A 24,310-nucleotide genomic window follows, 5' to 3' on the forward strand; every position below is an offset into this window, starting at 1 on the left:
CATTACCAAATACCCGATGACCGTCCAGGGCGCTCGCGCCCTGGAAGAGGAACTGACCTTCCTGAGCAAGACCGAGCGTCCGCGCCTGAGCCAGGCGATCGGCGAGGCCCGTGAGCTGGGCGATCTCAAGGAGAACGCCGAATACCATGCCGCCCGCGAGGAGCAGGGCATGGTCGAGGCCCGTATCCGTGATATCGAAGGTCGCCTGCAGAACTCGGTGGTGATCGATGTCACCACCATTCCTCACTCTGGCAAGGTGATCTTCGGCACCACCGTCGACCTGGCCAACACCGAAACCGACGAGCAGGTGAGCTACCAGATCGTCGGCGAGGACGAGGCAGACATCAAGAAAGGCAAGCTCTCGCACAGTGCGCCGATCGCCCGCGCCATCATCGGCAAGGAAGAAGGTGACATCGTCGTCGTCAAGACGCCAAGCGGCACGGTCGAGTACGAGATTGTCGAAGTCAAGCACCTCTGACCGGCACCAGCGGGCGCCATCCCTCGAAGGGATCCTCTGGCAACTGGCCCAGGTCTTCTGGGTCGGTGGCCTGTGGGTGTTCCATGTGGGGCTGGTGCCTGCGCTCAAGGTCAGTGGCCTGGCGCCCCTGCTGGTGCAGGACGTGGCCGCGCAGATCGACCGTTGGTTGATCGGCGTGGCTTTGCTCGGCTTGATGACCCAGCTGGCGGTGCTGGCGAGGGTGGATGGCCTGGCGGCCTGGTGGCGGCAGTTCCGTGGCCAGATGCTGCTGCTGGGCTTCGGTGCCTGCGTCAGCTACTACACGTTGCGCTACGGGATATCCGTGGGCGAGCGCTGGCAGATGTTCTGTTTCCTGGTGCTGGGCTTTTCCGGCATCGTGCTGGTCGCCCAGCCGGTCCCGGTCAGGGCGCGCCAGCCGCGCCGCTGACCGGAGCCACCGTCACTTGTAGCGGTGGATGTTGGACAGCTGCTTGTTCGGCTGCGGGTTCCTGCGGTAGATCAGCGCCATCTTGCCGATGGTCTGCACCAGCTCCGCGCGGCCGGCCTTGCACAGCTCGTCGATGACCGCCCGGCGTTCCTCGCGGTCTTCCAGCTTGACCTGGACCTTGATCAGTTCATGATCGGCCAGGGCGCGTTCCAGTTCGGCCAGGACGCCTTCGCTCAGGCCGTTGCCGGCGACCATCAACACCGGTTTCAAGTCATGGCCAATGGACTTGTACTGTTTCTTCTGCTCGTTATTGAGCGGCATAATCTGACCCTTTTCGTCTGATTCTGTAAAATTGGCGGCCATTTTACCCGAGGGCCCGTGGCTCCGCCCAGTCAATCACGACGCTTATCATCGAGGTGCCCCGTGGCGCAGCGTTCCAAGAGCAGCCATAACTGGCTGAGAGAGCATTTCAACGATCCTTTCGTCAAACAGGCGCAGAAGGATGGCTACCGCTCGCGTGCGAGCTACAAACTGCTGGAGATCCAGGAGAAGGACAAGCTGATCCGCCCGGGCATGAGCGTGATCGACCTGGGCGCGGCGCCCGGGGGCTGGTCGCAGGTGACCAGTCGTCTGATCGGCGGCCAGGGGCGGCTGATCGCCTCGGACATCCTGGAAATGGATGCGATCCCCGACGTGACTTTCATTCAGGGCGATTTCACCCAGGACGAGGTGCTCGAGCGCATCCTCGCGGCGGTCGGCGATTCGCACGTAGACCTTGTGATTTCCGACATGGCCCCCAATATGAGTGGTACGCCCGCCGTGGACATGCCGCGGGCCATGTTCCTCTGCGAACTGGCCCTGGACCTGGCCACCCGCGTGCTGCGCCCGGGAGGGGACTTCCTGATCAAGATCTTCCAGGGTGAAGGTTTCGACCAGTACCTCAAGGACGTACGCGGCAAGTTCGACAAGGTGCAGATGCGCAAGCCGTCGTCTTCCCGCGATCGTTCCCGCGAACAGTACCTGCTGGGCCGGGGCTTCAAAGGCGGGTGAGCGGCGTGTTGCGGGGTGGTCGATAGTTATTTCCAATCGGCGGTTCCGTCAGGATCGTCCGAACTTCGTGTAGTCTAGCTTTCATAAAGGGTTACAGACGGCGCCTGCGGATGCGTAGGTAATGTAGTAAGTTAGGGCGGTGAATATCATGCGAGGCACGGCAGCGTCGTGCGCCGGCCTCAGAGGGTAGCTAATTGAACGACATGGCAAAGAATCTGATCCTGTGGTTGATCATCGCGGCTGTCCTCGTGACGGTGATGAACAACTTCTCCAGCCCTAACGAGCCACAGACCCTCAACTATTCCGACTTCATCCAGCAGGTCAAGGACGGTAAGGTCGAGCGTGTGACCGTCGATGGCTACGTCATCACCGGCAAGCGCACCGATGGCGACAACTTCAAGACCGTTCGTCCGGCCATCACCGACAACGGCCTGATCGGCGACCTGGTCGACAACCACGTGGTGATCGAAGGCAAGCAGCCCGAGCAGCAGAGCATCTGGACACAGTTGCTGGTGGCCAGCTTCCCGATCCTGGTGATCATCGCCGTGTTCATGTTCTTCATGCGCCAGATGCAGGGCGGTGCGGGCGGCAAGGGCGGCCCGATGAGCTTCGGCAAGAGCAAGGCGCGCCTGCTTTCCGAAGACCAGGTCAAGACCACCCTGGCCGACGTCGCGGGCTGCGACGAGGCCAAGGAAGAAGTGGGCGAGCTGGTCGAGTTCCTGCGTGATCCGGGCAAGTTCCAGCGCCTGGGTGGCCGTATCCCCCGGGGCGTGCTGATGGTCGGCCCACCCGGTACCGGTAAGACCCTCCTGGCCAAGGCCATCGCTGGCGAGGCCAAGGTGCCGTTCTTCACCATCTCCGGTTCGGACTTCGTCGAGATGTTCGTCGGTGTGGGCGCCAGCCGTGTCCGCGACATGTTCGAGCAGGCGAAGAAACACGCCCCGTGCATCATCTTCATCGACGAGATCGACGCCGTCGGTCGCCATCGTGGCGCCGGCATGGGCGGTGGTCACGACGAGCGCGAGCAGACCCTCAACCAGTTGCTGGTGGAGATGGACGGCTTCGAGATGAACGACGGTATCATCGTCATCGCTGCCACCAACCGTCCCGACGTGCTCGACCCGGCGCTGCTGCGTCCGGGCCGTTTCGACCGCCAGGTGGTGGTCGGCCTGCCGGACATCCGTGGTCGCGAGCAGATCCTCAAGGTGCACATGCGCAAGGTCCCGGTTGGCGAGAACGTCAACCCGGCGGTCATCGCCCGTGGTACCCCCGGCTTCTCCGGTGCCGACCTGGCCAACCTGGTCAACGAGGCCTCGCTGTTCGCTGCCCGTTCCAGCAAACGCCTGGTGGAAATGAAGGAGTTCGAGCTGGCCAAGGACAAGATCATGATGGGCGCCGAGCGCAAGACCATGGTCATGTCCGAGAAAGAAAAGCAGAACACCGCCTATCACGAGGCTGGCCATGCCATCGTCGGCCGTATCGTCCCCGAGCATGATCCGGTCTACAAGGTGTCGATCATCCCGCGTGGCCGGGCGCTGGGCGTGACCATGTTCCTGCCCGAGGAAGACCGCTACAGCCTGTCCAAGCGTGCGCTGATCAGCCAGATCTGCTCGCTGTACGGCGGCCGTATCGCCGAGGAGATGACCCTGGGCTTCGACGGTGTCACCACCGGCGCCTCCAACGACATCATGCGCGCCAGCCAGATCGCGCGGAACATGGTGACCAAGTGGGGCCTGTCCGAGAAACTCGGCCCGCTGATGTACGCCGAAGAGGAGGGCGAGGTGTTCCTCGGTCGCAGCGCGGCGAGCCAGCATGCCAGCGTATCGGGCGAGACCGCCAAGCTGATCGACTCCGAGGTGCGCAGCATCATCGATCACTGCTATGCCACGGCCAAGCAGATCCTCACCGAGAACCGCGACAAGCTGGACGCCATGGCCGAGGCCTTGATGAAGTACGAAACCATCGATGCCGACCAGATCGACGACATCATGGCCGGCCGCACGCCACGCGAGCCACGCGACTGGGACAACGATGCCGGCACCTCCGGCAACCAGGCCTCCCAGGGCGATCGTCCGGAGTCGCCGATCGGCGGTCCAGCGGCTCAACACTAAGGGCATCTATGACCTCACAGCAGTACCCGACCCGGTTGCCTTGCGGCAACCGGGTTCTTGATTTGTCCCGTACCCATGTCATGGGTATCCTCAACATCACCCCCGATTCCTTCTCCGATGGCGGGCGCTTCAGCCAGCGCGACGAAGCCCTGCGCCACGCCGAAGCGATGGTGGCGGCCGGCGCGACGCTGATCGACGTCGGCGGCGAGTCCACCCGTCCGGGCGCCCGGGCGGTGTCTCCCACCGAAGAGCTGGAGCGTGTGGCGCCCATCGTCGAGGCGATCGCCAGCCGGCTCGACGTGATCATCTCGGTCGATACCTCCACGCCCGCGGTCATGCGCGAGTCGGCGCGGCTGGGGGCTGGCCTGATCAACGACGTGCGAGCCCTGGAGCGCGATGGTGCGCTCGACGCCGCCGCCGATACCGGCCTGCCGGTGTGCCTGATGCACATGCGTGGCGAGCCGGGCACCATGCAGGACAATCCGCATTACGACGACGTGACCGCCGACGTGACGCGCTATCTTGAAGAGCGTATGGCCGTGTGCGCGGCGGCTGGCATCGACGCCGGGAAGATCATCCTCGACCCGGGGTTCGGTTTCGCCAAGACGCTCGATCACAACCTGAGCCTGTTCAAGCACATGGAAGCGCTCTACCGCCTGGGTCGCCCCCTGCTGGTGGGTGTCTCGCGCAAGAGCATGATCGGCCTGACGCTCGATCGCCCGGTCGGCGAACGCCTCTATGGCAGCCTGGCGCTGGCGGCATTGGCCATGACCAAGGGTGCCAGCATCCTGCGTGTGCACGATGTGGCCGAGACCGTCGACGTGGTGCGCATGATCGCCGCGGTGCAGAACGCCGAATAAGAACATTGGAGTCCCTATGAGCAGAAAATACTTTGGTACCGACGGTATCCGTGGCCGCGTCGGCGAATACCCCATCACCCCCGACTTCATGCTGAAGCTTGGCTGGGCCGCCGGCATGGCGTTCCGCAAGCAGGGCAACTGCCGCGTGCTGGTGGGCAAGGACACGCGGATCTCTGGCTACATGTTCGAGTCCGCGCTCGAGGCCGGGCTTTCCGCGGCCGGCGCCGACGTACTGCTGCTCGGGCCGATGCCGACCCCGGCCATCGCCTACCTGACGCGTACCTTCCACGCCGAGGCGGGCATCGTCATCAGTGCGTCGCACAACCCGCACGACGACAATGGCATCAAGTTCTTCTCCGGGCAGGGCACCAAGCTGCCGGATGAGGTGGAGCTGATGATCGAGGAGTTGCTCGACCAGCCGATGAACGTGGTGGAATCGGGCAAGCTGGGCAAGGTTTCGCGCATCAACGACGCGGCTGGCCGCTACATCGAGTTCTGCAAGAGCAGCGTGCCGACCAGCACCAGCTTCGAAGGGCTCAAGCTGGTGATCGATTGCGCCCACGGTGCGACCTACAAGGTGGCCCCGAGCGTGTTCCGCGAGCTGGGCGCCGACGTCACCGTGCTGCATGCCGAGCCCGATGGCCTGAACATCAACGAAAAATGCGGCTCCACCCATATCGAGTCGTTGCAGGCCGCCGTGTTGGTGGGGCATGCCGACCTGGGGATCGCCTTCGACGGCGATGGCGACCGGGTGCTGATGGTCGATCACACCGGTGCCATCGTCGACGGTGACGAACTGCTGTTCATCATCGCCCGCGACCTGCAGGAGCGCGGCAAGCTGCAGGGCGGGGTGGTGGGCACCCTGATGAGCAACCTGGGCCTGGAGCTGGCGCTCAAGGAGCTGGGCATCCCGTTCGCCCGGGCCAAGGTCGGCGACCGCTATGTCATGGCCGAGCTGCTCGAGCGCGACTGGCAGCTCGGTGGCGAGAATTCCGGGCACCTGGTGTGCTGCAACCACACCACGACCGGCGACGCCATCATCGCGGCCCTGCAAGTGCTCATGGCGCTCAAGCACCGTGGCGAGAACCTGGCCCAGGCGCGCCAAGCCATCCGCAAGTGCCCGCAGGTGCTGATCAACGTGCGCTTCGGTGCCAGCAAGGTCGATCCGCTGGAAAGCCCCGAGGTGAAGGAGGCCAGTGCCAAGGTCACCGAGGCCATGGCGGGGCGTGGCCGGGTCCTGCTGCGCAAGTCCGGCACCGAGCCGCTGGTGCGTGTGATGGTCGAAGGCGACGACGAAAACCAGGTCCGCGGCCATGCCGAAGCCCTGGCCAAGCTGGTCGCCGAAGTTTGTGCCTGAAAGACGCTTGCCAGCGCAGTTCGGGTTGGGTAAGATCTGCGCCCACTTTGACCGACGAGGTAAAGCATGCGTCGCCCCATGGTAGCTGGTAACTGGAAGATGCACGGTACCCGCGCCAGCGTCGCTGAGCTTATCCGGGGCTTGAGCAATCTGGCCCTGCCGAGCGGTGTGGAGGTCGCGGTGTTTCCGCCGGCCCTGTTCATCAATCAGGTGATTGATGGCCTGGAAGGCAAGGGGATCACCGTTGGAGCCCAGAATTCTGCGGTACAGCCCGAACAGGGCGCGCTGACCGGCGAAATCGCCCCGAGTCAGCTGGCTGAAGCGGGTTGCAGGCTGGTATTGGTCGGGCATTCGGAGCGTCGCCAGATCGTTGGCGAGAACGACGACGTGCTCAACCGCAAGTTTGCAGCCGCCCAGGCAAGTGGTTTGAAGCCCGTGCTCTGTGTAGGGGAAACCCTCGAGGAGCGCGAGGCCGGTAAGACGCTCGAAGTCGTGGGGCGTCAACTGAGCAGTATCATCGATGCGTTCGGTGTTACGGCTTTTGCCGATGCGGTAATCGCCTATGAGCCCGTTTGGGCCATCGGTACGGGTCTGACGGCCTCGCCCCAGCAAGCCCAGGATGTGCATGCCGCCATCCGAGCCCAGCTGGCGGCGCAGGACGCCGAAGTTGCCGCGAAAGTGCAGCTTCTGTACGGCGGCAGCGTGAAGGCGGCCAATGCGGCCGAACTGTTCGGCATGCCGGATATCGATGGGGGGCTCATTGGTGGAGCGTCCCTGAACGCAGACGAATTCGGTGCAATTTGTCGCGCCGCAGGAAACTGAACAAATGCTGGAAACAGTCGTAGTTGTTTTTCATCTGTTGGCTGCACTGGCAGTGGTCGTGCTGGTATTGCTGCAACAGGGTAAAGGTGCGGAAGCAGGTGCATCTTTCGGCGCAGGTGCTTCAAATACTGTGTTCGGAAGCCAAGGTTCCGCTACCTTTTTGAGTAAAGTTACTGCTATACTTGCTGCCACTTTCTTTTTGACTGCTCTTGGGTTAGGATACTTCGCTAAAGAGAAAGCTCATCAGCTGACTCAAGCAGGTCTGCCAGATCCAGCAGTACTGGAAGTCAAAGAGCAGAAGCCGGCAGTAAATGATGATGTACCGGTGCTCCAGGAGCAGAAGAGCGAAACCACCAACACTGGTGATGTACCTCCTCCAGCCGAAGAGCAGAAGTAACGGGTTTCAAGTAGTAGTATTGCCGAGGTGGTGGAATTGGTAGACACGCAACCTTGAGGTGGTTGTGCCCATAGGGTGTAGGGGTTCGAGTCCCCTTCTCGGTACCAATTGAAGCATGAGAGCCCGCTTTAGCGGGCTTTCTTGCAGGTGGAGGTCGGATTGACCCTGTAGAGGGTTCGGTCTTATACTTTCGCCCCAGCTTTGACGCGGGGTGGAGCAGCTTGGTAGCTCGTCGGGCTCATAACCCGAAGGTCGTTGGTTCAAATCCAGCCCCCGCAACCAGCCATAGCGGAGCCCCTTTTCAGGGGCTTTTTGCTAGCTGGACAGTTCTTCGCGTCGTTGTCCAACGGCGTTTTCAGGGATGGGCGCTTTGCCCATTTTTTATTTGCACAGCATGCACGAGGGGGTTCAGGTGTCGAGCAAGCTAGAACAGTTGCAGGCCTTGTTGGCCCCGGTTGTCGAGGGTCTTGGCTACGAATGCTGGGGGATCGAGTTCATCTCCCAGGGCAAGCATTCGGTCCTGCGTATCTACATCGACAAGGAAGGCGGTGTCCTGGTGGACGACTGCGAAGTGGTCAGCCGTCAGGCCAGTGGCGTTCTCGACGTGGAAGACCCGATCAGTACCGAATATACCCTCGAGGTGTCCTCTCCAGGCATGGATCGCCCGCTGTTCACCCTTGAACAGTTTGCCAAGCATGCCGGCGAACAAGTGAAGATCAAGCTGCGTACGCCCTTCGAAGGTCGTCGTAACTTCCAGGGCCTTCTCCGCGGCGTGGAGGACCAGGACGTGGTGGTCCAGGTGGACACACAGGAGTTCCTGTTGCCGATCGACTCGATCGACAAGGCCAATATTATTCCCAGTTTTGACTGAGACGTGCCGGGCCCGGCGGACTATCCGGGCCCAATGGCTTGCGCAAGGCGAGGCGTACGATGAGCAAAGAAGTACTGCTGGTTGTTGAATCGGTATCCAACGAAAAGGGTGTACCACCCGGCGTCATTTTCGAAGCGCTGGAAGTGGCTCTGGCCACTGCAACCAAGAAACGTTTTGAGGATGAAGTCGACCTGCGTGTGGAAATCAACCGCCACACGGGTAGCTACGAGACCTTCCGTCGCTGGACCGTGGTCGACGAGGACGCGCTCCAGGACCCGGCGATCGAGACTTGGCCGAGCAAGATCCACGAAACCCACCCCGACGCCAAGGTCGGCGACGTGATCGAGGAGAAGATCGAGTCGATCGAGTTCGGTCGTATCGCCGCCCAGACCGCCAAACAGGTGATCGTGCAGAAGGTCCGCGAGGCCGAGCGCGCCCAGGTGGTCGACGCGTACCGTGAGCGGGTCGGCGAGATCATCTCCGGCACCGTGAAGAAGGTCACCCGCGACAACGTCATCGTCGACCTGGGCAACAACGCCGAGGCCTTGCTGGCCCGTGAAGACATCATTCCACGCGAGACCTTCCGGGTCGGCGTGCGCCTGCGCGCGCTGCTCAAGGAGATCCGTACCGAGAACCGTGGCCCGCAGCTGATCCTGTCGCGTACCGCGCCGCAGATGCTGATCGAACTGTTCCGCATCGAAGTGCCGGAAATCGCCGAGGGCCTGATCGAGGTGATGGCCGCCTCCCGTGATCCGGGATCGCGCGCCAAGATCGCCGTCCGCTCCAAGGACAAGCGTATCGACCCGCAAGGCGCCTGCATCGGCATGCGCGGTTCGCGCGTCCAGGCCGTTTCCGGCGAGCTGGGCGGTGAGCGCGTGGATATCGTCCTGTGGGACGAAAACCCGGCGCAGTTCGTCATCAACGCCATGTCGCCCGCCGAGGTCGCGGCGATCATCGTTGACGAGGACGCCCATGCGATGGACATCGCCGTGGCCGAGGACAACCTGGCCCAGGCCATCGGCCGTGGCGGTCAGAACGTTCGCCTGGCCAGCCAGCTGACCGCCTGGACCCTGAACGTGATGACCGAGAAGGACATCCAGGCCAAGCAGCAGGCAGAAACCGGTGACATCCTGCGTAATTTCATCGAGGAACTGGAAGTCGACGAAGAGCTGGCACAGGTGCTGGTCGACGAAGGCTTCACCAGCCTCGAAGAAATTGCCTACGTACCGTTGGAAGAAATGCTCAACATCGATGGCTTTGACGAGGACATCGTCAACGAGCTGCGTGCTCGTGCCAAGGACCGTTTGTTGACCAAGGCCATCGCTACCGAAGAAAAACTGGCAGACGCCCATCCGGCCGAAGACCTGCTCTCCCTCGAGGGCATGGACAAGGACCTGGCGGCGGAACTGGCGGTGCGCGGCGTGGTTAACCGCGAAGACCTGGCCGAGCAGTCTATAGACGATCTGCTCGACATCGACGGCATCGACGAAGAGCGTGCCGGCAAGTTGATCATGGCCGCCCGAGCCCACTGGTTCGAGTAATTAGGCGTGGCCTGAGGAGAGAAGTGCATGACGCAAGTCACGGTGAAAGAACTGGCCCAAGAGGTCGAGGCACCGGTAGAGCGCCTGCTGCAGCAGATGCGTGAGGCAGGTCTGCCGCACACCGACGCCGGTCAGGTAGTGACCGATAATGAGAAGCAGGTTCTGTTGACCCATTTGAAAAGTAGCCACAAGAGCAAGGTGGAAGAGCCGCGCAAGATCACGTTGCAGCGCAAGACCACCAGCACCCTGCGTGTCGCCGGTAGCAAGAGCATCAGCGTAGAAGTACGCAAGAAGAAAGTTTTCGTGCAGCGCAGCCAGGAAGAGATCCAGGCCGAGCAGAAGCGCGAGCTGGAAGAGCGCCGCGCGGCCGAGAACGCCGCCCGCGAGAAGGCCGACGCCGAAGCGCGCCAGCGTGCCGAGGAGCAGGCCCGCCGCGACGCGGCCGAGGTCGCCAAAGCCGCGCCGGCGCCTGCGCCTGCCTCTGAGCCTGCACCGGCTCCGGTAGCGGTCGAGGCACCTGCCGTCGACGAGGCCCCGCGTGCGGCCGAGCGCAAGAAGGACGACAGCCGCCGCAGCGACAGCCGTGGCCGCGACGACGACCGCCGTGGTGGCGAGCGTCGTGGCGAAGCGCCGCGTGTCTCGATCAAGGTCAAGGTCAAGGAGAAGGAAAAGGCGCCGACTCCACGTGCCGCACCGCGCACCACCGACGAAGAGAGCGATGGCTTCCGTCGTGGCGGCCGTGGCAAGGGCAAGCTGAAGAAGCGCAACCAGCATGGCTTCCAGAACCCGACCGGCCCGGTCATCCGCGACGTCACCATCGGCGAGACCATCACCGTCTCCGAGCTGGCGCAGCAGATGTCGGTCAAGGCCGCCGAAGTCGTCAAGTTCATGTTCAAGCTCGGTACCCCGGTCACCATCAACCAGGTGCTCGACCAGGAAACCGCCCAGCTGGTAGCCGAGGAACTGGGCCACAAGGTGACCCTGATCAGCGATACCGCCCTGGAAGACTCCCTGGCCGAATCGCTGAAGTTCGAAGGCGAGATCGAGCCGCGTGCGCCGGTAGTGACCGTCATGGGCCACGTCGACCACGGCAAGACCTCGCTGCTCGACTACATCCGTCGCGCCAAGGTCGCCGCGGGCGAGGCCGGTGGCATCACCCAGCACATCGGTGCCTACCACGTGGAAACCGATCGCGGCATGATCACCTTCCTCGACACCCCGGGCCACGCCGCGTTCACCGCGATGCGTGCCCGTGGTGCCAAGGCCACCGACATCGTCATCCTGGTGGTGGCGGCCGATGACGGCGTGATGCCGCAGACCATCGAGGCCGTGCAGCACGCCAAGGCCGCCGGTGTTCCGCTGGTGGTGGCCGTGAACAAGATCGACAAGCCGGGCGCCAACGACGAGCGTATCCGCAACGAGCTGGCCGTTCACGGCGTGACCTCCGAGGAGTGGGGGGGCGACACCCCGTTCGTCAAGGTTTCGGCGAAGATGGGCACCGGTGTCGACGACCTGCTCGAGGCCGTGCTGCTGCAGGCCGAGATCCTCGAACTCACCGCCACCCCGACCGCGCCTGGTCGTGGTGTCGTGGTCGAATCGCGCCTGGACAAGGGCCGTGGCCCGGTGGCCACCATCCTGGTCCAGGACGGTACCCTGCGCCAGGGCGACATGGTCCTGGTCGGCTCCAACTATGGCCGCGTGCGCGCCATGCTCGACGAGAACGGCAAACCTGTGAAGGAAGCCGGCCCGTCGATCCCGGTCGAGATCCTCGGCCTGGATGGCACGCCGGAAGCCGGTGACGAGCTGTCCGTGGTCGCCGACGAGAAGAAGGCCCGCGAGGTCGCCCTGTTCCGCCAGGGCAAGTACCGCGAGGTCAAGCTGGCCCGTGCCCACGCCGGCAAGCTGGAAAACATCTTCGAGACCATGGGTCAGGAAGAGAAGAAGACCCTCAACATCGTCCTCAAGACCGATGTGCGCGGCTCCCTCGAGGCGCTGCAGGGCTCGCTCGGCGGCCTGGGCAACGACGAAGTGCAGGTCCGCGTGGTCGGTGGCGGCGTCGGTGGTATCACCGAGAGCGATGCCAACCTGGCCCTGGCGTCCAACGCGGTGCTGTTCGGCTTCAACGTGCGTGCCGATGCCGGTGCGCGCAAGATCGTCGAGCAGGAAGGTCTGGATATGCGTTACTACAACGTGATCTACGACATCATCGAAGACGTCAAGAAGGCCCTGACCGGCATGCTCGGCAGCGATGTCCGCGAGAACATCCTGGGTATCGCCGAGGTGCGTGACGTGTTCCGTTCGCCGAAGTTCGGCGCCATCGCCGGCTGTATGGTCATCGAGGGTACCGTGTACCGCAACCGTCCGATCCGCGTACTGCGCGAGGACGTGGTGATCTTCGAAGGCGAGCTGGAGTCGCTGCGTCGCTTCAAGGACGACGCTGCCGAGGTTCGTTCGGGCATGGAGTGCGGCATTGGCGTCAAGAGCTACAACGACGTCAAGGTCGGCGACAAGATCGAAGTCTTCGAGAAAGTCCAGGTGGCCCGTACCCTCTGAGGCGCGGGCATGGCGAAAGCCCCGCCCCAGGGCGGTCGGCGGAGCCTCTGAAGGTGGCGCCCGGTCAGGCATGAGCCTGTCCGGGCGTTTGCCGCTTTAGTTACAGGTAGCAAGAATGGCAAAAGAATATAGCCGTACCCAACGCATCGGCGACCAGATGCAGCGCGAGCTGGCCGAACTGATCCGTCGTGAAGTCAAAGATCCGCGCGTCGGCCTGGTGACCATCACCGCCGTCGACGTCAGCCGCGACCTGGGCCATGCCAAGGTCTTCATCACGGTCATGGGGGCGGACGGCTCCGATGCGGTCGGGCAGTCGCTCAAGGCCCTCGGTAGCGCCGCGAGCTTCCTGCGCCTGCAACTGGGCAAGGTGATGAAGCTGCGCAGCGTGCCGCAACTGCATTTCCACTTCGACGAGAGCATCAGCCGGGGCGCCCACCTGTCGGCGCTGATCGAGCGGGCGATGGCCGAAGACCGCCTGCACAAGGATGCCGACAAAGCGGACGCCGAGGAGTAACCGGTGGCCCAGGTCAAACGAATCCGCCGCAATGTCAGCGGCATCATCCTGCTCGACAAGCCCCTGGGCTTTACCTCCAACGCGGCGCTGCAGAAGGTCCGTTGGCTGCTCAACGCCGAGAAGGCCGGCCATACCGGCAGCCTCGATCCCTTGGCCAGCGGTGTGCTGCCGTTGTGCTTCGGCGAGGCGACCAAGTTTTCCCAGTACCTGCTCGACTCCGACAAGGGCTACGAAACGGTCATGCAACTGGGGCAGACGACCAGCACCGCGGACGCCGAGGGCGAAGTCCTGCAGACCCGCGAAGTGACCGTTGGTCGCGCCGATATCGAGGCCGTGCTGCCGCGTTTTCGCGGGCAAATCAGCCAGGTACCGCCGATGTACTCGGCGCTAAAGCGTGACGGCCAGCCGCTTTACAAACTGGCGCGTGCAGGAGAGGTAGTGGAGCGCGAGGCGCGTTCTGTTACTATTAGCCGCTTGGAATTGCTCGAGTGCGAAGGCACCCGCGTGCGCCTGTCGGTCGGTTGCAGCAAGGGCACCTATATCCGCACCCTGGTGGAGGATATCGGCGAAGCCCTGGGATGCGGCGCCTATGTCGCTGAATTGCGTCGAACCCACGCCGGGCCTTTCGAGTTGGCACAGACCGTGACCCTCGAGACGCTCGAGCAGGCCCATGCCGAAGGTGGCAACGAAGCGCTCGACCGCTTCCTGATGCCGTCCGACAGCGGGCTGCAGGACTGGCCACTGGTGCGTCTCTCCGAGCACAGCGCGTTCTACTGGCTGCACGGGCAGGCGGTACGTGCCCCGGATGCACCGCAGTTCGGCATGGTCCGGGTACAGGATCACAATGAACGCTTCATCGGTATCGGTGAAGTGAGCGAAGACGGGCGCATCGCGCCGCGTCGACTGATTCGGTCGGAATGACCGGAACCGCAGGCCGAGGCCCTGGCTGAAACCTGCGTAATCGAGGGTGGCTGTTAATAGGCACGGTCACGCCTCTTCTATTAATACGGGGATTCGTCCCTGGCCTATTGGAGCCCGTTCGCGGGCCCCTTGATCAGGAGAAGCCAAATGGCCCTCAGCGTTGAAGAAAAAGCTAAGATCGTTGCCGAATACCAGCAAGCCGCCGGCGATACCGGTAGCCCGGAAGTGCAGGTTGCTCTGCTGACCGCCAACATCAACAAGCTGCAAGGCCACTTCAAGGCCAACGAGAAAGACCACCACTCCCGTCGTGGCCTGATCCGTATGGTCAACCAGCGTCGTAAGCTGCTGGACTACCTGAAGGGCAAAGACACCACTCGTTACAGCGCCCTGATCGGTCGCCTGGGCCTGCGTCGCTAATAGCGGCCTGGCCAGTGGTGTGCATGGCGTGTCGCATGCTTCGGGAGCGCTGCCTGGCAGCGTTGCCGTCGGACACGCCACGCGTATCTGCGAGGTTGGCAGCCTGGTGTTGCTGAGCGGATTTTCCGCCCGGTGGCCAGGCTCCCAGCCTCGTGTTGTATCTGGACGGTCAATGGGGCCGATACCCCGTTCTGCCCAAGCATTCGCAAGAGCAAGTTCCCCCAGAGCCACTGAAAAAAGGTAGGAAACCGTGAACCCGGTAATCAAGAAATTCCAGTTCGGTCAGTCGACCGTTACTCTCGAGACGGGCCGCATCGCCCGCCAGGCGACCGGCGCCGTGCTGGTCACCGTCGACAACGACGTCACCGTGCTGGTGACCGTGGTCGGTGCCAAGCAGGCCGATCCAGGCAAGGGCTTCTTCCCGTTGTCGGTCCACTATCAGGAAAAGACCTACGCTGCCGGCAAGATCCCTGGCGGCTTCTTCAAGCGTGAAGGCCGTCCTTCCGAGAAGGAGACCCTGACCTCGCGCCTGATCGACCGTCCGATCCGCCCGCTGTTCCCCGAAGGGTTCATGAACGAAGTGCAGGTCGTCTGCACCGTGGTTTCCACCAGCAAGAAGACCGATCCGGACATCGCTGCGATGATCGGTACCTCGGCTGCCCTGGCCATTTCCGGTATTCCGTTCGAAGGCCCGATCGGCGCTGCCCGCGTCGCGTTCCATGAAAGCACCGGCTACCTGTTGAACCCGACCTACGAGCAACTGCAGGCCTCCAGCCTGGACATGGTCGTCGCCGGTACCGAAAGTGCCGTGCTGATGGTCGAATCGGAAGCCAAGGAGCTGACCGAAGACCAGATGCTGGGTGCCGTCCTATTCGCCCACGACGAATTCCAGGTCGTGATCCAGGCCGTCAAGGAACTGGCCGCCGAAGCCGGCAAGCCGACCTGGGACTGGCAGCCAGCCGCCGCCAACACCGAGCTGCTGAACCTGGTGCGCGCCGAGTTCGGCGAGGCCATTTCCCAGGCTTACACCATCACCCTCAAAGCCGACCGCTACAACCGCCTCGGCGAGCTGCGCGACCAGGCCGTCGCCCGCCTGTCCAACGAAGAGGCTGGCCCGACCGCCGCGCAGATCAAAGAGATCTTCGGTGAGCTGGAATACCGCACCGTCCGCGAGAACATCGTCAATGGCAAGCCGCGTATCGATGGCCGTGACAACCGCACCGTGCGTCCGCTGAACATCGAAGTCGGCGTACTGCCCAAGACCCACGGTTCGGCCCTGTTCACCCGTGGCGAAACCCAGGCCCTGGTCGTCGCGACCCTGGGCACCGCCCGTGATGCGCAGCTGCTGGACACCCTGGAAGGCGAGAAGAAAGACGCCTTCATGCTGCACTACAACTTCCCGCCGTTCTCGGTGGGCGAGTGTGGCCGCATGGGTGGTGCCGGCCGTCGCGAGATCGGTCATGGCCGCCTGGCCCGCCGTGGCGTCCAGGCCATGCTGCCGAGCGACGACGAGTTCCCGTACACCATCCGCGTGGTTTCGGAAATCACCGAATCCAACGGTTCCAGCTCCATGGCCTCGGTCTGCGGTGCTTCCCTGGCACTGATGGACGCTGGTGTGCCGATGAAGGCGCCGGTGGCCGGTATCGCCATGGGCCTGGTCAAGGAAGGCGACAAGTTCGCGGTCCTGACCGACATCCTGGGTGACGAAGACCACCTGGGCGACATGGACTTCAAGGTAGCCGGTACCGCCAAGGGCGTCACCGCGCTGCAGATGGACATCAAGATCAACGGCATCACCGAAGAGATCATGGAAATCGCCCTGGGCCAGGCCCTGGAAGCGCGCCTGAACATCCTCGGCCAGATGAACCAGGTGATCGCCCAGTCGCGCAGCGAGCTGTCGGCCAACGCCCCGACCATGCTGTCGATGAAGATCGATACCGACAAGATCCGCGACGTCATCGGCAAGGGTGGCGCCACCATTCGAGCCATCTGCGAAGAGACCAAGGCCTCGATCGACATCGAAGACGATGGCTCGATCAAGATCTTCGGCGAGACCAAGGAAGCTGCCGAGGCCGCCCGCCAGCGCATCCTGGGCATCACCGCCGAGGCCGAGATCGGCAAGATCTACGTCGGCAAGGTCGAGCGCATCGTCGACTTCGGTGCCTTCGTCAACATCCTGCCGGGCAAGGACGGTCTGGTGCACATCTCCATGCTCAGCAACGAGCGTGTCGAGAAGGTCACCGACGTGCTGAAGGAAGGCCAGGAAGTCGAAGTACTGGTGCTGGACGTGGATAACCGCGGCCGCATCAAGCTGTCGATCAAGGACGTTCCGGCTGCCAAGGCTTCCGGCGTCTAAGCGACACGGCTGACGAAAAAGACCCTGCGATCCCTTTTGGGGACGCAGGGTCTTTTTTTAGCTGCAAGCTGCCAGGTGCAAGAAAGAGGCAGGCGGCGATCATGAGGGCCGAGCGCTGTCAGGGCATTCTGCGCCGATCAGCTTGAAGCTGGAAGCTTGCGGCTTGACGCTCGGGAGGACTTGCATCTTGCATGCAGGATTGTGCCAGGGCTTGCAAAATGCACGACCGAGAGGGAAGGTGTTTTTTAGTAAGCCTTTGATTTAAAAGAGGTTAAGCGAAGCGGAAAAGCTGGCACACGCCGTGCAACATCACTCATACCTGACGCCAGGAATCTCGGCGCAGACCTTTCGAAAAACAGGAGTGTCTCGTATGAAGAAGTTCGCCATTGCTGCCGCTACTGCTACCGCTCTGACCCTGACCATGGCTAACGCGGCATTCGCCCAACAGCCCGCCCAGGCCCCGATGATGCTGGCGGCCGGTGAGGTGACCAAGACCAAGGAAGCGGCCTCCGATACCTGGATCACCACCAAGGTCAAGGCCGACCTGATGACCGAGAAAGGTATTCCTGGCAGTGACATCAAGGTCGAAACCAACAAGGGTGTGGTGTCCCTGTCGTCCGATGTGGCCATTACCGCGTCGCAGAAAGAGCAGGCGATCGCCATCGCCCAGAAGATCGAAGGCGTGCAGGCCGTGTCGGCTGACGGTCTGAAAGCCGAATAAGGGATGTCCCGTCGGCCAAAGGGAATTGGCCATCCTAATTCCTGGGGCGCGAAGCGGCCCCAGGCTCTCTCTCACCCCACCGGATTACGCACCACCACATCGCTCTCGAAACATACCTGCTCGACGATCAACGGCTCCACCAACGGCCGGCTGTCGCGAAAATGCGCAGTCTGGGTATGCGCCTCGTACGCCGCATCGTCGCGGTAGATCTCGTACAGGTAGATCACATCCGGATCCTCGCGATCCTGCGACACATCGAACACCAGGCAACCGGGTTCGTTGGCCACCGAGGCAGCGGCATTGACTTTGATGGCACTGATAAAATCTTCGGCGCTGCCAGGCTTGACGCGGGTCTTGATGAACAGACTGTACACAGGACGTTCCTTTTGTTTTAAATTCGTTTATGAATTGTATACAAAAAAGGAATCGCGTCCATGTCCAAACTCCCTGTCCGCCCTGGCCGCCTGAACGGCCTACGCCACCTGGCCCTGCTGGTGCCGAACCTGGAAGAGTGCGAGCGCTTCTACGTCGACCTGCTCGGCATGGAAGTGCTGCACCGTGCCAATGAAGACCTGGTCTACCTCACCTGTGGCAACGACAACCTATCCCTGGGGCGCGGTGCCGGCGCCGCCAATGGTTTGCAGACCCTGGACCACTACGGTTTCATCGTCGACAGCGTCGAGGAGCTGGAGGCCTGGTATCAGTACTTCAAGGCCCATGGCGTGACCCTGCTGGACCGTCCCTTCGACCATGGCGACGGGGCGCGCAGCTTCCACCTGCTCGACCCGGCAGGGAACAAGGTACAGCCGCTGTATCACCCGGCGGTGTCCGGGCAGCGGCTGGTCTGAGCAGGGTGTTGGATGTGGGGTAGTTGGGGCGCGAGGCGCCCCAGATTGACGCGTCTGGCTTACTCGGCGTCCAGGTGCATGGGCGTGATCACCCGGCCATCGGCCTCGGCCTGGCCGAGCGTGGTATCGAGGAAGTACACCCGGTCGTCTTCCAGTTGGCCTTTGTCCACCAGGTAGTCCTTGATGCTAGCGGCTCGGGCCTGGCCCAACTGACGCAACAGTGCGGCGTTCTCGGCCCAGGATTTGATCACTGCTTCACGCAACTTGGTGGTGCGCTCGTCGCGGCTCAGCTCCTGCCATTCGGCAGGTGGCTGCTGCTTGAGGCGGGTGCGGTAGATGCCTTCGAGCATGGCGGGCTTGTCATCCTCGTCGACTTCCAACAGGGAGGCGTTGGCCGGTACCTTGTCACCGCGTCGCTGCAGGATCTTGTACCAGATGGCCTGGTATTCGCGCTCCAGGCGCTCCTGGGCAATCAACGGGCCATCGCTGCTCTGGGCGCTGGTTCCCTCGATCTCCAGGCGCAGTTCCGGCCGCTCCTTGAGGGCGGCGGCCAGCTTGTCCAAGGCCGATTGGGCGTCGCCGCTCAGTTCGCTGGAGCCGGCCGTGAAGGCTACGGTGCCGAGGTCCTCCGCTCCCCCTCCGGCGACCAGCCCGCCGATGAACTTGAACGGCGCCTGAGCCGCGCGTAGGACCAGGTTGCGCAAGGTTTGCCAGACGATCGGCATGACGCTGAACTCAGGGTTGTTCAGGTCGCCGGACACCGGCAGCTCGATGGAGATCTTGCCCTCGGTGTCCTTGAGCAAGGCCACCGCAAGGCGGATCGGCAAGTCCACGGCGTCCGGGCTGTCGACTTTCTCCCCCAACTGCAATTGCTCGACCACCACCTTGTTCTCGGCCTTGAGCTGGCCATTGGTGATCAGGTAGTGCAGGTCGAGGTTGAGCCGGCCCTTGCGAATGCGAAAGCCCGCGAACTTGCCGGAGTAGGGTGTCAGGGTGGTCAGCTCGACGCGCTTGAAGCTGGTCGCGATATCCAGGCTGGCCAGTGGGTTGAACGGGTTGAGCGCACCTTTGATGGTCACCGGGGCGTAGCGGTCGACCTTGCCCTTGACGTCCACCTTCGCCGGTGCCGGCTTGCGGTTGTCGATGGTGCCGATCTGGCCGTTGAGCTGCTGGATCGCCGTGGCGAAGTGGGGCCGCAGGGTCAGGTCGGCGAAGTTCGCCGAGCCGTCGTCGATGTCGATCCCGCCGATGCGGATGCCCAGCGGTTTCTCGGCGCTGGCACTGGCCTGGCTGGGAGCGGACGCGGGGCTGGCCGGTTGCGGGATCAGCAGGTCGTCGACGTTGGTGGTGCGATCCTCGTTGATGATGAAGCGCGCATAGGGCTGCAGCAGGCTCACCTTGTCGATCGACAGGGCATCGCCGTGGACATAGGACAGGCCGTCGAGGTCCAGCCGCTGCCATTTGACGAAGTCCCGGTCCTTGAGGGTATCGAGGGTGTGCAACTGGCTGACCTGGGCCTTGCCGCCAACGCTGAAGGCCAGTGGCTCGGTGCTCTTGAGATCGACCTTCAGGTCGCTGGCGAGCATGCCGCTGCGCAGCTCCAAGCGGATGAACGGGCTGATGTAGGCCTGGGCTACGCGCAGGTCGATGTCGCGGGTGCTGACGTCGAGTTTGGCGGTGACCGGGTCCAGGTTCACCTGCCCCGCGGCCTGCAGCTTGCCCTGCTTGCCGACGCCGGTGTCGAGCTTGAGGGTGAAGGGTGACTGGTTGAGGCTGTCGAAGCCCTGCACGTCGAGGTTGAGCGGGCCGACGTCCAGCGCCACGGGTTCCTTCTGGCTACGGTCGGCCAGGTGCACCAGGTAGTTGCGCAGTTGCACGTCCTTGAGCAGCACCTGCCAGGGCTTGGCAGGGGCTTTCGCGGCATTTTCCTCGGGGCTGGGCTCGGCGGCGGCCGGTTCGGTCTTTTCCTGTGGGGTGGCCTTGGCCGGTTGGCTGGCGAACAGCTTCTGCCAGTCGAGCTGGCCGTCGGCTTCCAGCGCGGCCCAGGTTTCGAGTTTTTCGCTGCGCACCTTGCCGACGGTGACCAATTGCTTGGCCAGGTCGATGGACGTCTCGCTCACCTCCAGCGTGGCCAGGCGCGCCAGTGGGCGACCGTCCGGGGCCTTGATGGCGAACGGCGCGATGCGTACCGAGGTCTTGTCCAGCAACAGCTCGGTTTCCTTGGCCAGGTTGAGTTTGTAGTGGGTATCGAGGCTCACCACGCCGTCCTCCAGCACCAGGGGCACGGCGTCGCGCACGTAGGGCCAGAAGGCCTTCATCTTGCCTTCGGTGACCTTGAGGGTGCCTTCCGAGGCGATGGGCGCCAGGCTCAGGGTGCCGCTCCAGTCGATACGGCCGCCGTTCGGGCCGTTGGCCACCAGGCTCATGTCGGCGTTGTCGTCCGGCAGGGTGCTGAGGTTCTTCAGCTCCAGGTTCATGGAGTCGTAGAGGAACTCGATGGGCTCGCTCGGGCGCAGGTCCTGGAAGTGCAGGTAGCCTTCGCTGAGCTTGATGCTGCCGATGCGCAGGGGAAACGGGTCGCCTGCCGGCTCCTGCGGCTCGGGTTCGCTGGGCGGCAGCTTGAACAGCTGGGTCAGGTTGAGGGTACCGTCCTTGGCGAACAGCACCTCGCTGCGCGGCTTGTCCAGTTCGACCGCCTCCAGGTGCAGGGCTCCGGTCCACAGGCTGTCGAGCGAAAGATTCGCATACAGGCGTTCGAAGCCCACCTGTTCCTTGCCGGGCTCGCCGATCTGCAGCCCGTGGAGGGTGAGTTCGAGGCTGAACGGGTTGAGCTCGATGCGCTGCAAGTGCGCCGGCACCGTGGCGTACTGGGCCAACTGCTGGTTGGCGATACGCAGGCCGACGCCGGGAAGAATGAAAAAGCCGAGCAGGCTGTACAAGGCTACGATGGCCAGCAAGGCGCCGAGGGCGCGTGTCAATCCTTTGGGCATGTATGGCGTCATCTATCTGGAGCAGGGGTGCCTTGGAGTATGGCACGTTAAAACGGTTCCAATGAAACGAGCAGAATAGCTCACTCGATGCCCATGCGCCGCCTGGCACGGTGCGCCGAACCGTCGCGCATGGCCCAGCGCAGCACTGGCGCGGTACGTTCGATGCCCAGGCGGATCATGCGGCGCTGCAAGGGGCCCTGGTGCAGGTCGAGCATTTCACGGGCCCAGTCCGGCAGCAGGTCGATGCCGGCACGCAGCATCAGCTTGCCCACCGGTTCGGCCAGGCGGCTGGGCGCGGGCGCTTCGAGCAGGATCTTCATCACTTCATGACTGCGCGCATCGCACTGCAACTGTGGGCGCATGCGTCGCAGGTAATCGTCCACCTGGCGACAGGAGCGCGGTACGTCGCGTGCCCCCAAGCGTTCGGCGATCAGGGCGATCTCGTCGTAGTAGCTGTCCTGGTCGGCGAGTGAGAGGTTGGGGTTGCGGTAACGCAGGTGGGCGGCGAGGAAACTGCTGACCTCGGCGACGTGGACCCAGGTCAGCAGGTCAGGGTCGCTGGCGGCGTAGGAGCGGCCATCGGGCGCGGTACCGACCACTTGGAGATGGATGGTGCGGACCTTGTCGATCAGCCATTCGGCGTCGCGGGTCGAGCCGAAGGTGGTGCCGGAGATGAACTGGCTGGTGCGGCGCAGGCGGCCGAGCAGGTCCTGGCGGAAGTTGGAGTGGTCCCAGACCCCGGCCAGGGCCAGGGGGTGCAGCAACTGCAGCATCAGGGCGCTGATGCCACCGACCAGCATGCTGGGAAAGTCGCCGTGCACCTGCCAACTGATGCTCTGTGGGCCGAACAACCCCGGATCGCCCTTGGGCGACTCCAGGTCGAGCTGGCCGAGGGCCAGCCCGGTAAGGCTCATGACCTGGGTTTCGATGCGGCGGCGTAAGGTTTCCATGGTGACCTGCTGTAAAAGGCAGCCCGCCATGGAGCTGCCGTCATTGATTCAAGCGTTTGTCGATCAGCCCCTGCACGACGCTCGGGTCGGCCAGGGTCGAGGTATCGCCGAGGTTGTCCAGCTCGTTGCAGGCGATCTTGCGCAGTATACGCCGCATGATCTTGCCCGAGCGGGTCTTGGGCAGGGCCGGGGCCCACTGGATCAGCTCTGGCTTGGCGAAACTGCCGATCTCCTTGCTGACCAGGGCCAGCAGTTCGGCCTTGAGCGTGTCGTCCGGGGTGACGCCGTTCATGGGCGTGACGAAGGCGTAGATGCCTTGCCCCTTCAAGTCGTGGGGGTAACCGACCACCGCGGCTTCGGCGATGCTGTCGTGCAGCACCAGGGCGCTTTCCACCTCGGCGGTGCCGATACGGTGGCCGGAGACGTTGATCACATCGTCGACGCGCCCGGTGATCCAGTAGTCGCCATCAGCGTCGCGGCGAGCGCCGTCGCCGGTGAAGTAATAACCGGGCATGGGTTTGAAGTAGGTGTCGACCATGCGCTGGTGGTCGCCGTAGACGCTGCGGATCTGCCCCGGCCAACTGGCCTTGATCGCCAGCAGGCCGGCGCCGGGGCCTTCGATGAGCGTGCCTTTGTCGTCCAGCAGCACCGGTTGCACGCCGAACAGTGGCTGGGTGGCGCAGCCTGGCTTGAGCTGCCGGTTGCCCGGCAGCGGGCTGAGCATGATGCCGCCGGTTTCGGTCTGCCACCAGGTGTCGACGATCGGGCAGCGCTTGAGTCCGACCTCCTCGAAGTACCATTCCCAGGCTTCGGGGTTGATCGGTTCGCCCACGCTGCCGAGCAGGCGCAGGCTCTGCCGCGAGGTGCCCTGCAAGGGGCCTGTGCCTTCGCGCATCAGAGCGCGCAAGGCGGTGGGCGCGGTATAGAAGATGTTGACCTGGTGCTTGTCCACCACCTGCCAGAAACGCGAGCTGTCCGGGTAGTTCGGCACGCCTTCGAACATCAGCGAGATCGCCCCGTTGGCCAGTGGGCCGTAGACGATGTAGCTGTGGCCGGTGACCCAACCGACGTCGGCGGTGCACCAGAACACCTCGCCGTCGCGGTAGTCGAACACCACCTGGAAGGTCAGGGTGGCCTGCAGCAGGTAGCCGGCGGTGGTGTGCAGCACGCCCTTGGGTTTGCCGGTGCTGCCGGAGGTGTAGAGGATGAACAGCGGGTCTTCGGCCGCCATGGCTTCGGGCGGGCAGTCGTCGCCGGCCTTTTCCGTGGCCTCGTGGTACCAGAGGTCGCGGCCCTCGCTCCAGGCCACCTCGGCGCCGGTACGGCGCACCACCAGCACGCTGCTGACGTCGGGACAACTGGCCAGGGCCTTGTCCACGTTCTGCTTGAGCGGGATGCGCTTGCCGCCACGGATGCCTTCGTCGGCGGTGATGACGGTACGGCAGTCGGCATCGAGGATGCGATCGCGCAGGGCATCGGGCGAGAAGCCACCGAACACCACCGAATGGATGGCGCCGATGCGCGCGCAGGCGAGCATGGCATAGGCGGCTTCGGGGATCATCGGCATGTAGATGCACACCCGGTCGCCTTTGCCGACCCCGCGCGCCTTGAGCGCGTTGGCCAGTCGGCAGACCTGGCGGTGCAGCTCGCGGTAGCTGATGGCCCTGGAGTCGTTCGGCTCGTCGCCCTCCCAGAGCAGGGCGGTCTGCTCGCCGCGTGTGGCCAGGTGACGGTCGATGCAGTTATGGCTGACGTTCAGCTGCCCGCCATCGAACCAGCGCGCAGCGCCAGTCCTGAGGTCGCACTGCTGTACGGTCGACCAGGGCTTGATCCAGTCCAGGCGCTTGGCCTGTTCGGCCCAGAAGGTATCGGGATCCTCCACCGACTGGCGGTACAGGCGACGGTATTCATCGGGGGTGAGCTGGGCGGACTGGCTGACGGCCTGGGCCTGGGGATAATCGCGGATATCGAACATGGCGGGTTGTCCTGCTCTTGTCGGGGCGATGGACTGCACGACATGCCGGCGGGCAAGGCAATGACTCGATCGCCGGCAGGATGAGGTGCAACGGCTATTCGATTGGACAGTGTAGCTATAGGAGACGTTCCTGGGTTGATGGGCCCCAACT

Annotated in this window: 22 protein-coding genes and 2 tRNA genes; 19 read left to right on the top strand and 5 right to left on the bottom strand. The window is 63.4% G+C overall.

Features of this window, described 5'->3' with window-relative positions; genetic code table 11:
* Position 1: 1 nt before the first annotated feature.
* Positions 2-478: a transcription elongation factor GreA gene (gene greA / locus ABFA30_RS03670; protein WP_225790295.1), complete on the top strand. Its 477-nt coding sequence runs from the start codon at positions 2-4 to the stop codon at positions 476-478.
* Positions 456-905, top strand: a complete 450-nt coding sequence (locus ABFA30_RS03675; protein ID WP_225790264.1) for an MFS transporter — start codon at positions 456-458, stop codon at positions 903-905. Before greA ends, ABFA30_RS03675 begins: the two co-directional genes overlap by 23 nt.
* A 12-nt stretch (positions 906-917) precedes the next feature.
* Here the strand turns inward: ABFA30_RS03675 and yhbY are convergent, their stop codons facing one another.
* Positions 918-1,226 (bottom strand): ribosome assembly RNA-binding protein YhbY, encoded by a 309-nt coding sequence (gene yhbY / locus ABFA30_RS03680; protein ID WP_225790263.1) that lies wholly within the window; start codon positions 1,224-1,226, stop codon positions 918-920.
* 102 nt (positions 1,227-1,328) lie between these two features.
* Here yhbY and rlmE point away from each other — a divergent pair, with 102 nt between their 5' ends.
* From rlmE to ABFA30_RS03760, 16 genes are all read left to right on the top strand, one after another.
* On the top strand, positions 1,329-1,955 hold the full coding sequence (gene rlmE / locus ABFA30_RS03685; protein ID WP_225790262.1) for a 23S rRNA (uridine(2552)-2'-O)-methyltransferase RlmE: 627 nt from the start codon (positions 1,329-1,331) through the stop codon (positions 1,953-1,955).
* 203 nt (positions 1,956-2,158) lie between these two features.
* Positions 2,159-4,066: an ATP-dependent zinc metalloprotease FtsH gene (ftsH, locus tag ABFA30_RS03690; protein WP_225790261.1), complete on the top strand. Its 1,908-nt coding sequence runs from the start codon at positions 2,159-2,161 to the stop codon at positions 4,064-4,066.
* An 8-nt stretch (positions 4,067-4,074) separates the two neighbouring features.
* On the top strand, positions 4,075-4,926 hold the full coding sequence (gene folP / locus ABFA30_RS03695) for a dihydropteroate synthase (RefSeq protein WP_253080732.1): 852 nt from the start codon (positions 4,075-4,077) through the stop codon (positions 4,924-4,926).
* A gap of 16 nt (positions 4,927-4,942) precedes the next feature.
* A complete protein-coding gene (glmM, locus tag ABFA30_RS03700; protein ID WP_225790259.1) occupies positions 4,943-6,283 on the top strand; it encodes a phosphoglucosamine mutase in 1,341 nt (446 codons plus the stop codon).
* Positions 6,284-6,349: 66 nt separating this feature from the next.
* Positions 6,350-7,105 carry a triose-phosphate isomerase gene (gene tpiA, locus ABFA30_RS03705; RefSeq protein WP_225790258.1) on the top strand — a complete coding sequence of 252 codons (756 nt, stop codon included), beginning with the start codon at positions 6,350-6,352 and terminating at the stop codon, positions 7,103-7,105.
* Positions 7,106-7,109: 4 nt separating this feature from the next.
* Entirely contained in the window at positions 7,110-7,502 is a 393-nt protein-coding gene (gene secG, locus ABFA30_RS03710; RefSeq protein WP_225790257.1) for a preprotein translocase subunit SecG, read from the top strand.
* A gap of 21 nt (positions 7,503-7,523) precedes the next feature.
* Positions 7,524-7,609, top strand: a tRNA-Leu gene (locus tag ABFA30_RS03715).
* Between the two features lie 98 nt (positions 7,610-7,707).
* Positions 7,708-7,784: transfer RNA gene (locus ABFA30_RS03720), tRNA-Met, on the top strand.
* Positions 7,785-7,914: 130 nt separating this feature from the next.
* The gene (rimP, locus tag ABFA30_RS03725) at positions 7,915-8,373 is read left to right on the top strand and encodes a ribosome maturation factor RimP (RefSeq protein ID WP_410045163.1); all 459 of its coding nucleotides are present in this window, start codon (positions 7,915-7,917) and stop codon (positions 8,371-8,373) included.
* 59 nt (positions 8,374-8,432) lie between these two features.
* A complete protein-coding gene (nusA, locus tag ABFA30_RS03730) occupies positions 8,433-9,914 on the top strand; it encodes a transcription termination factor NusA (RefSeq protein WP_225790255.1) in 1,482 nt (493 codons plus the stop codon).
* A gap of 27 nt (positions 9,915-9,941) precedes the next feature.
* Positions 9,942-12,467 carry a translation initiation factor IF-2 gene (gene infB / locus ABFA30_RS03735; RefSeq protein ID WP_225790254.1) on the top strand — a complete coding sequence of 842 codons (2,526 nt, stop codon included), beginning with the start codon at positions 9,942-9,944 and terminating at the stop codon, positions 12,465-12,467.
* Between the two features lie 115 nt (positions 12,468-12,582).
* On the top strand, positions 12,583-12,981 hold the full coding sequence (gene rbfA / locus ABFA30_RS03740; RefSeq protein ID WP_225790253.1) for a 30S ribosome-binding factor RbfA: 399 nt from the start codon (positions 12,583-12,585) through the stop codon (positions 12,979-12,981).
* 3 nt (positions 12,982-12,984) lie between these two features.
* The gene (gene truB / locus ABFA30_RS03745; protein ID WP_225790252.1) at positions 12,985-13,902 is read left to right on the top strand and encodes a tRNA pseudouridine(55) synthase TruB; all 918 of its coding nucleotides are present in this window, start codon (positions 12,985-12,987) and stop codon (positions 13,900-13,902) included.
* A gap of 147 nt (positions 13,903-14,049) precedes the next feature.
* Complete coding sequence (gene rpsO / locus ABFA30_RS03750; protein ID WP_225790251.1) at positions 14,050-14,319, top strand: 30S ribosomal protein S15; 270 nt, start codon at positions 14,050-14,052, stop codon at positions 14,317-14,319.
* A 250-nt stretch (positions 14,320-14,569) separates the two neighbouring features.
* On the top strand, positions 14,570-16,675 hold the full coding sequence (pnp, locus tag ABFA30_RS03755; protein ID WP_225790250.1) for a polyribonucleotide nucleotidyltransferase: 2,106 nt from the start codon (positions 14,570-14,572) through the stop codon (positions 16,673-16,675).
* A 370-nt stretch (positions 16,676-17,045) separates the two neighbouring features.
* Positions 17,046-17,396 (top strand): BON domain-containing protein, encoded by a 351-nt coding sequence (locus tag ABFA30_RS03760; RefSeq protein WP_225790249.1) that lies wholly within the window; start codon positions 17,046-17,048, stop codon positions 17,394-17,396.
* Between the two features lie 71 nt (positions 17,397-17,467).
* Here the strand turns inward: ABFA30_RS03760 and ABFA30_RS03765 are convergent, their stop codons facing one another.
* Entirely contained in the window at positions 17,468-17,770 is a 303-nt protein-coding gene (locus tag ABFA30_RS03765) for a putative quinol monooxygenase (protein ID WP_410045164.1), read from the bottom strand.
* Between the two features lie 60 nt (positions 17,771-17,830).
* Here ABFA30_RS03765 and ABFA30_RS03770 point away from each other — a divergent pair, with 60 nt between their 5' ends.
* Positions 17,831-18,244, top strand: coding sequence for a VOC family protein (locus ABFA30_RS03770; protein ID WP_410045165.1), 414 nt, complete (start codon positions 17,831-17,833; stop codon positions 18,242-18,244).
* A gap of 59 nt (positions 18,245-18,303) precedes the next feature.
* Here the strand turns inward: ABFA30_RS03770 and ABFA30_RS03775 are convergent, their stop codons facing one another.
* The 3 genes from ABFA30_RS03775 to acs form a co-directional block, all read right to left on the bottom strand.
* A complete protein-coding gene (locus ABFA30_RS03775; RefSeq protein WP_253080736.1) occupies positions 18,304-21,234 on the bottom strand; it encodes a DUF748 domain-containing protein in 2,931 nt (976 codons plus the stop codon).
* An 80-nt stretch (positions 21,235-21,314) separates the two neighbouring features.
* Positions 21,315-22,184 (bottom strand): oxygenase MpaB family protein, encoded by an 870-nt coding sequence (locus ABFA30_RS03780; RefSeq protein WP_225790245.1) that lies wholly within the window; start codon positions 22,182-22,184, stop codon positions 21,315-21,317.
* Between the two features lie 40 nt (positions 22,185-22,224).
* Positions 22,225-24,159 (bottom strand): acetate--CoA ligase, encoded by a 1,935-nt coding sequence (gene acs / locus ABFA30_RS03785; RefSeq protein ID WP_410045166.1) that lies wholly within the window; start codon positions 24,157-24,159, stop codon positions 22,225-22,227.
* Positions 24,160-24,310 lie beyond the last annotated feature (151 nt).

This window comes from Pseudomonas sp. HLMP, assembly GCF_046365545.1.
Taxonomy (GTDB): domain Bacteria; phylum Pseudomonadota; class Gammaproteobacteria; order Pseudomonadales; family Pseudomonadaceae; genus Aquipseudomonas; species Aquipseudomonas guariconensis_B.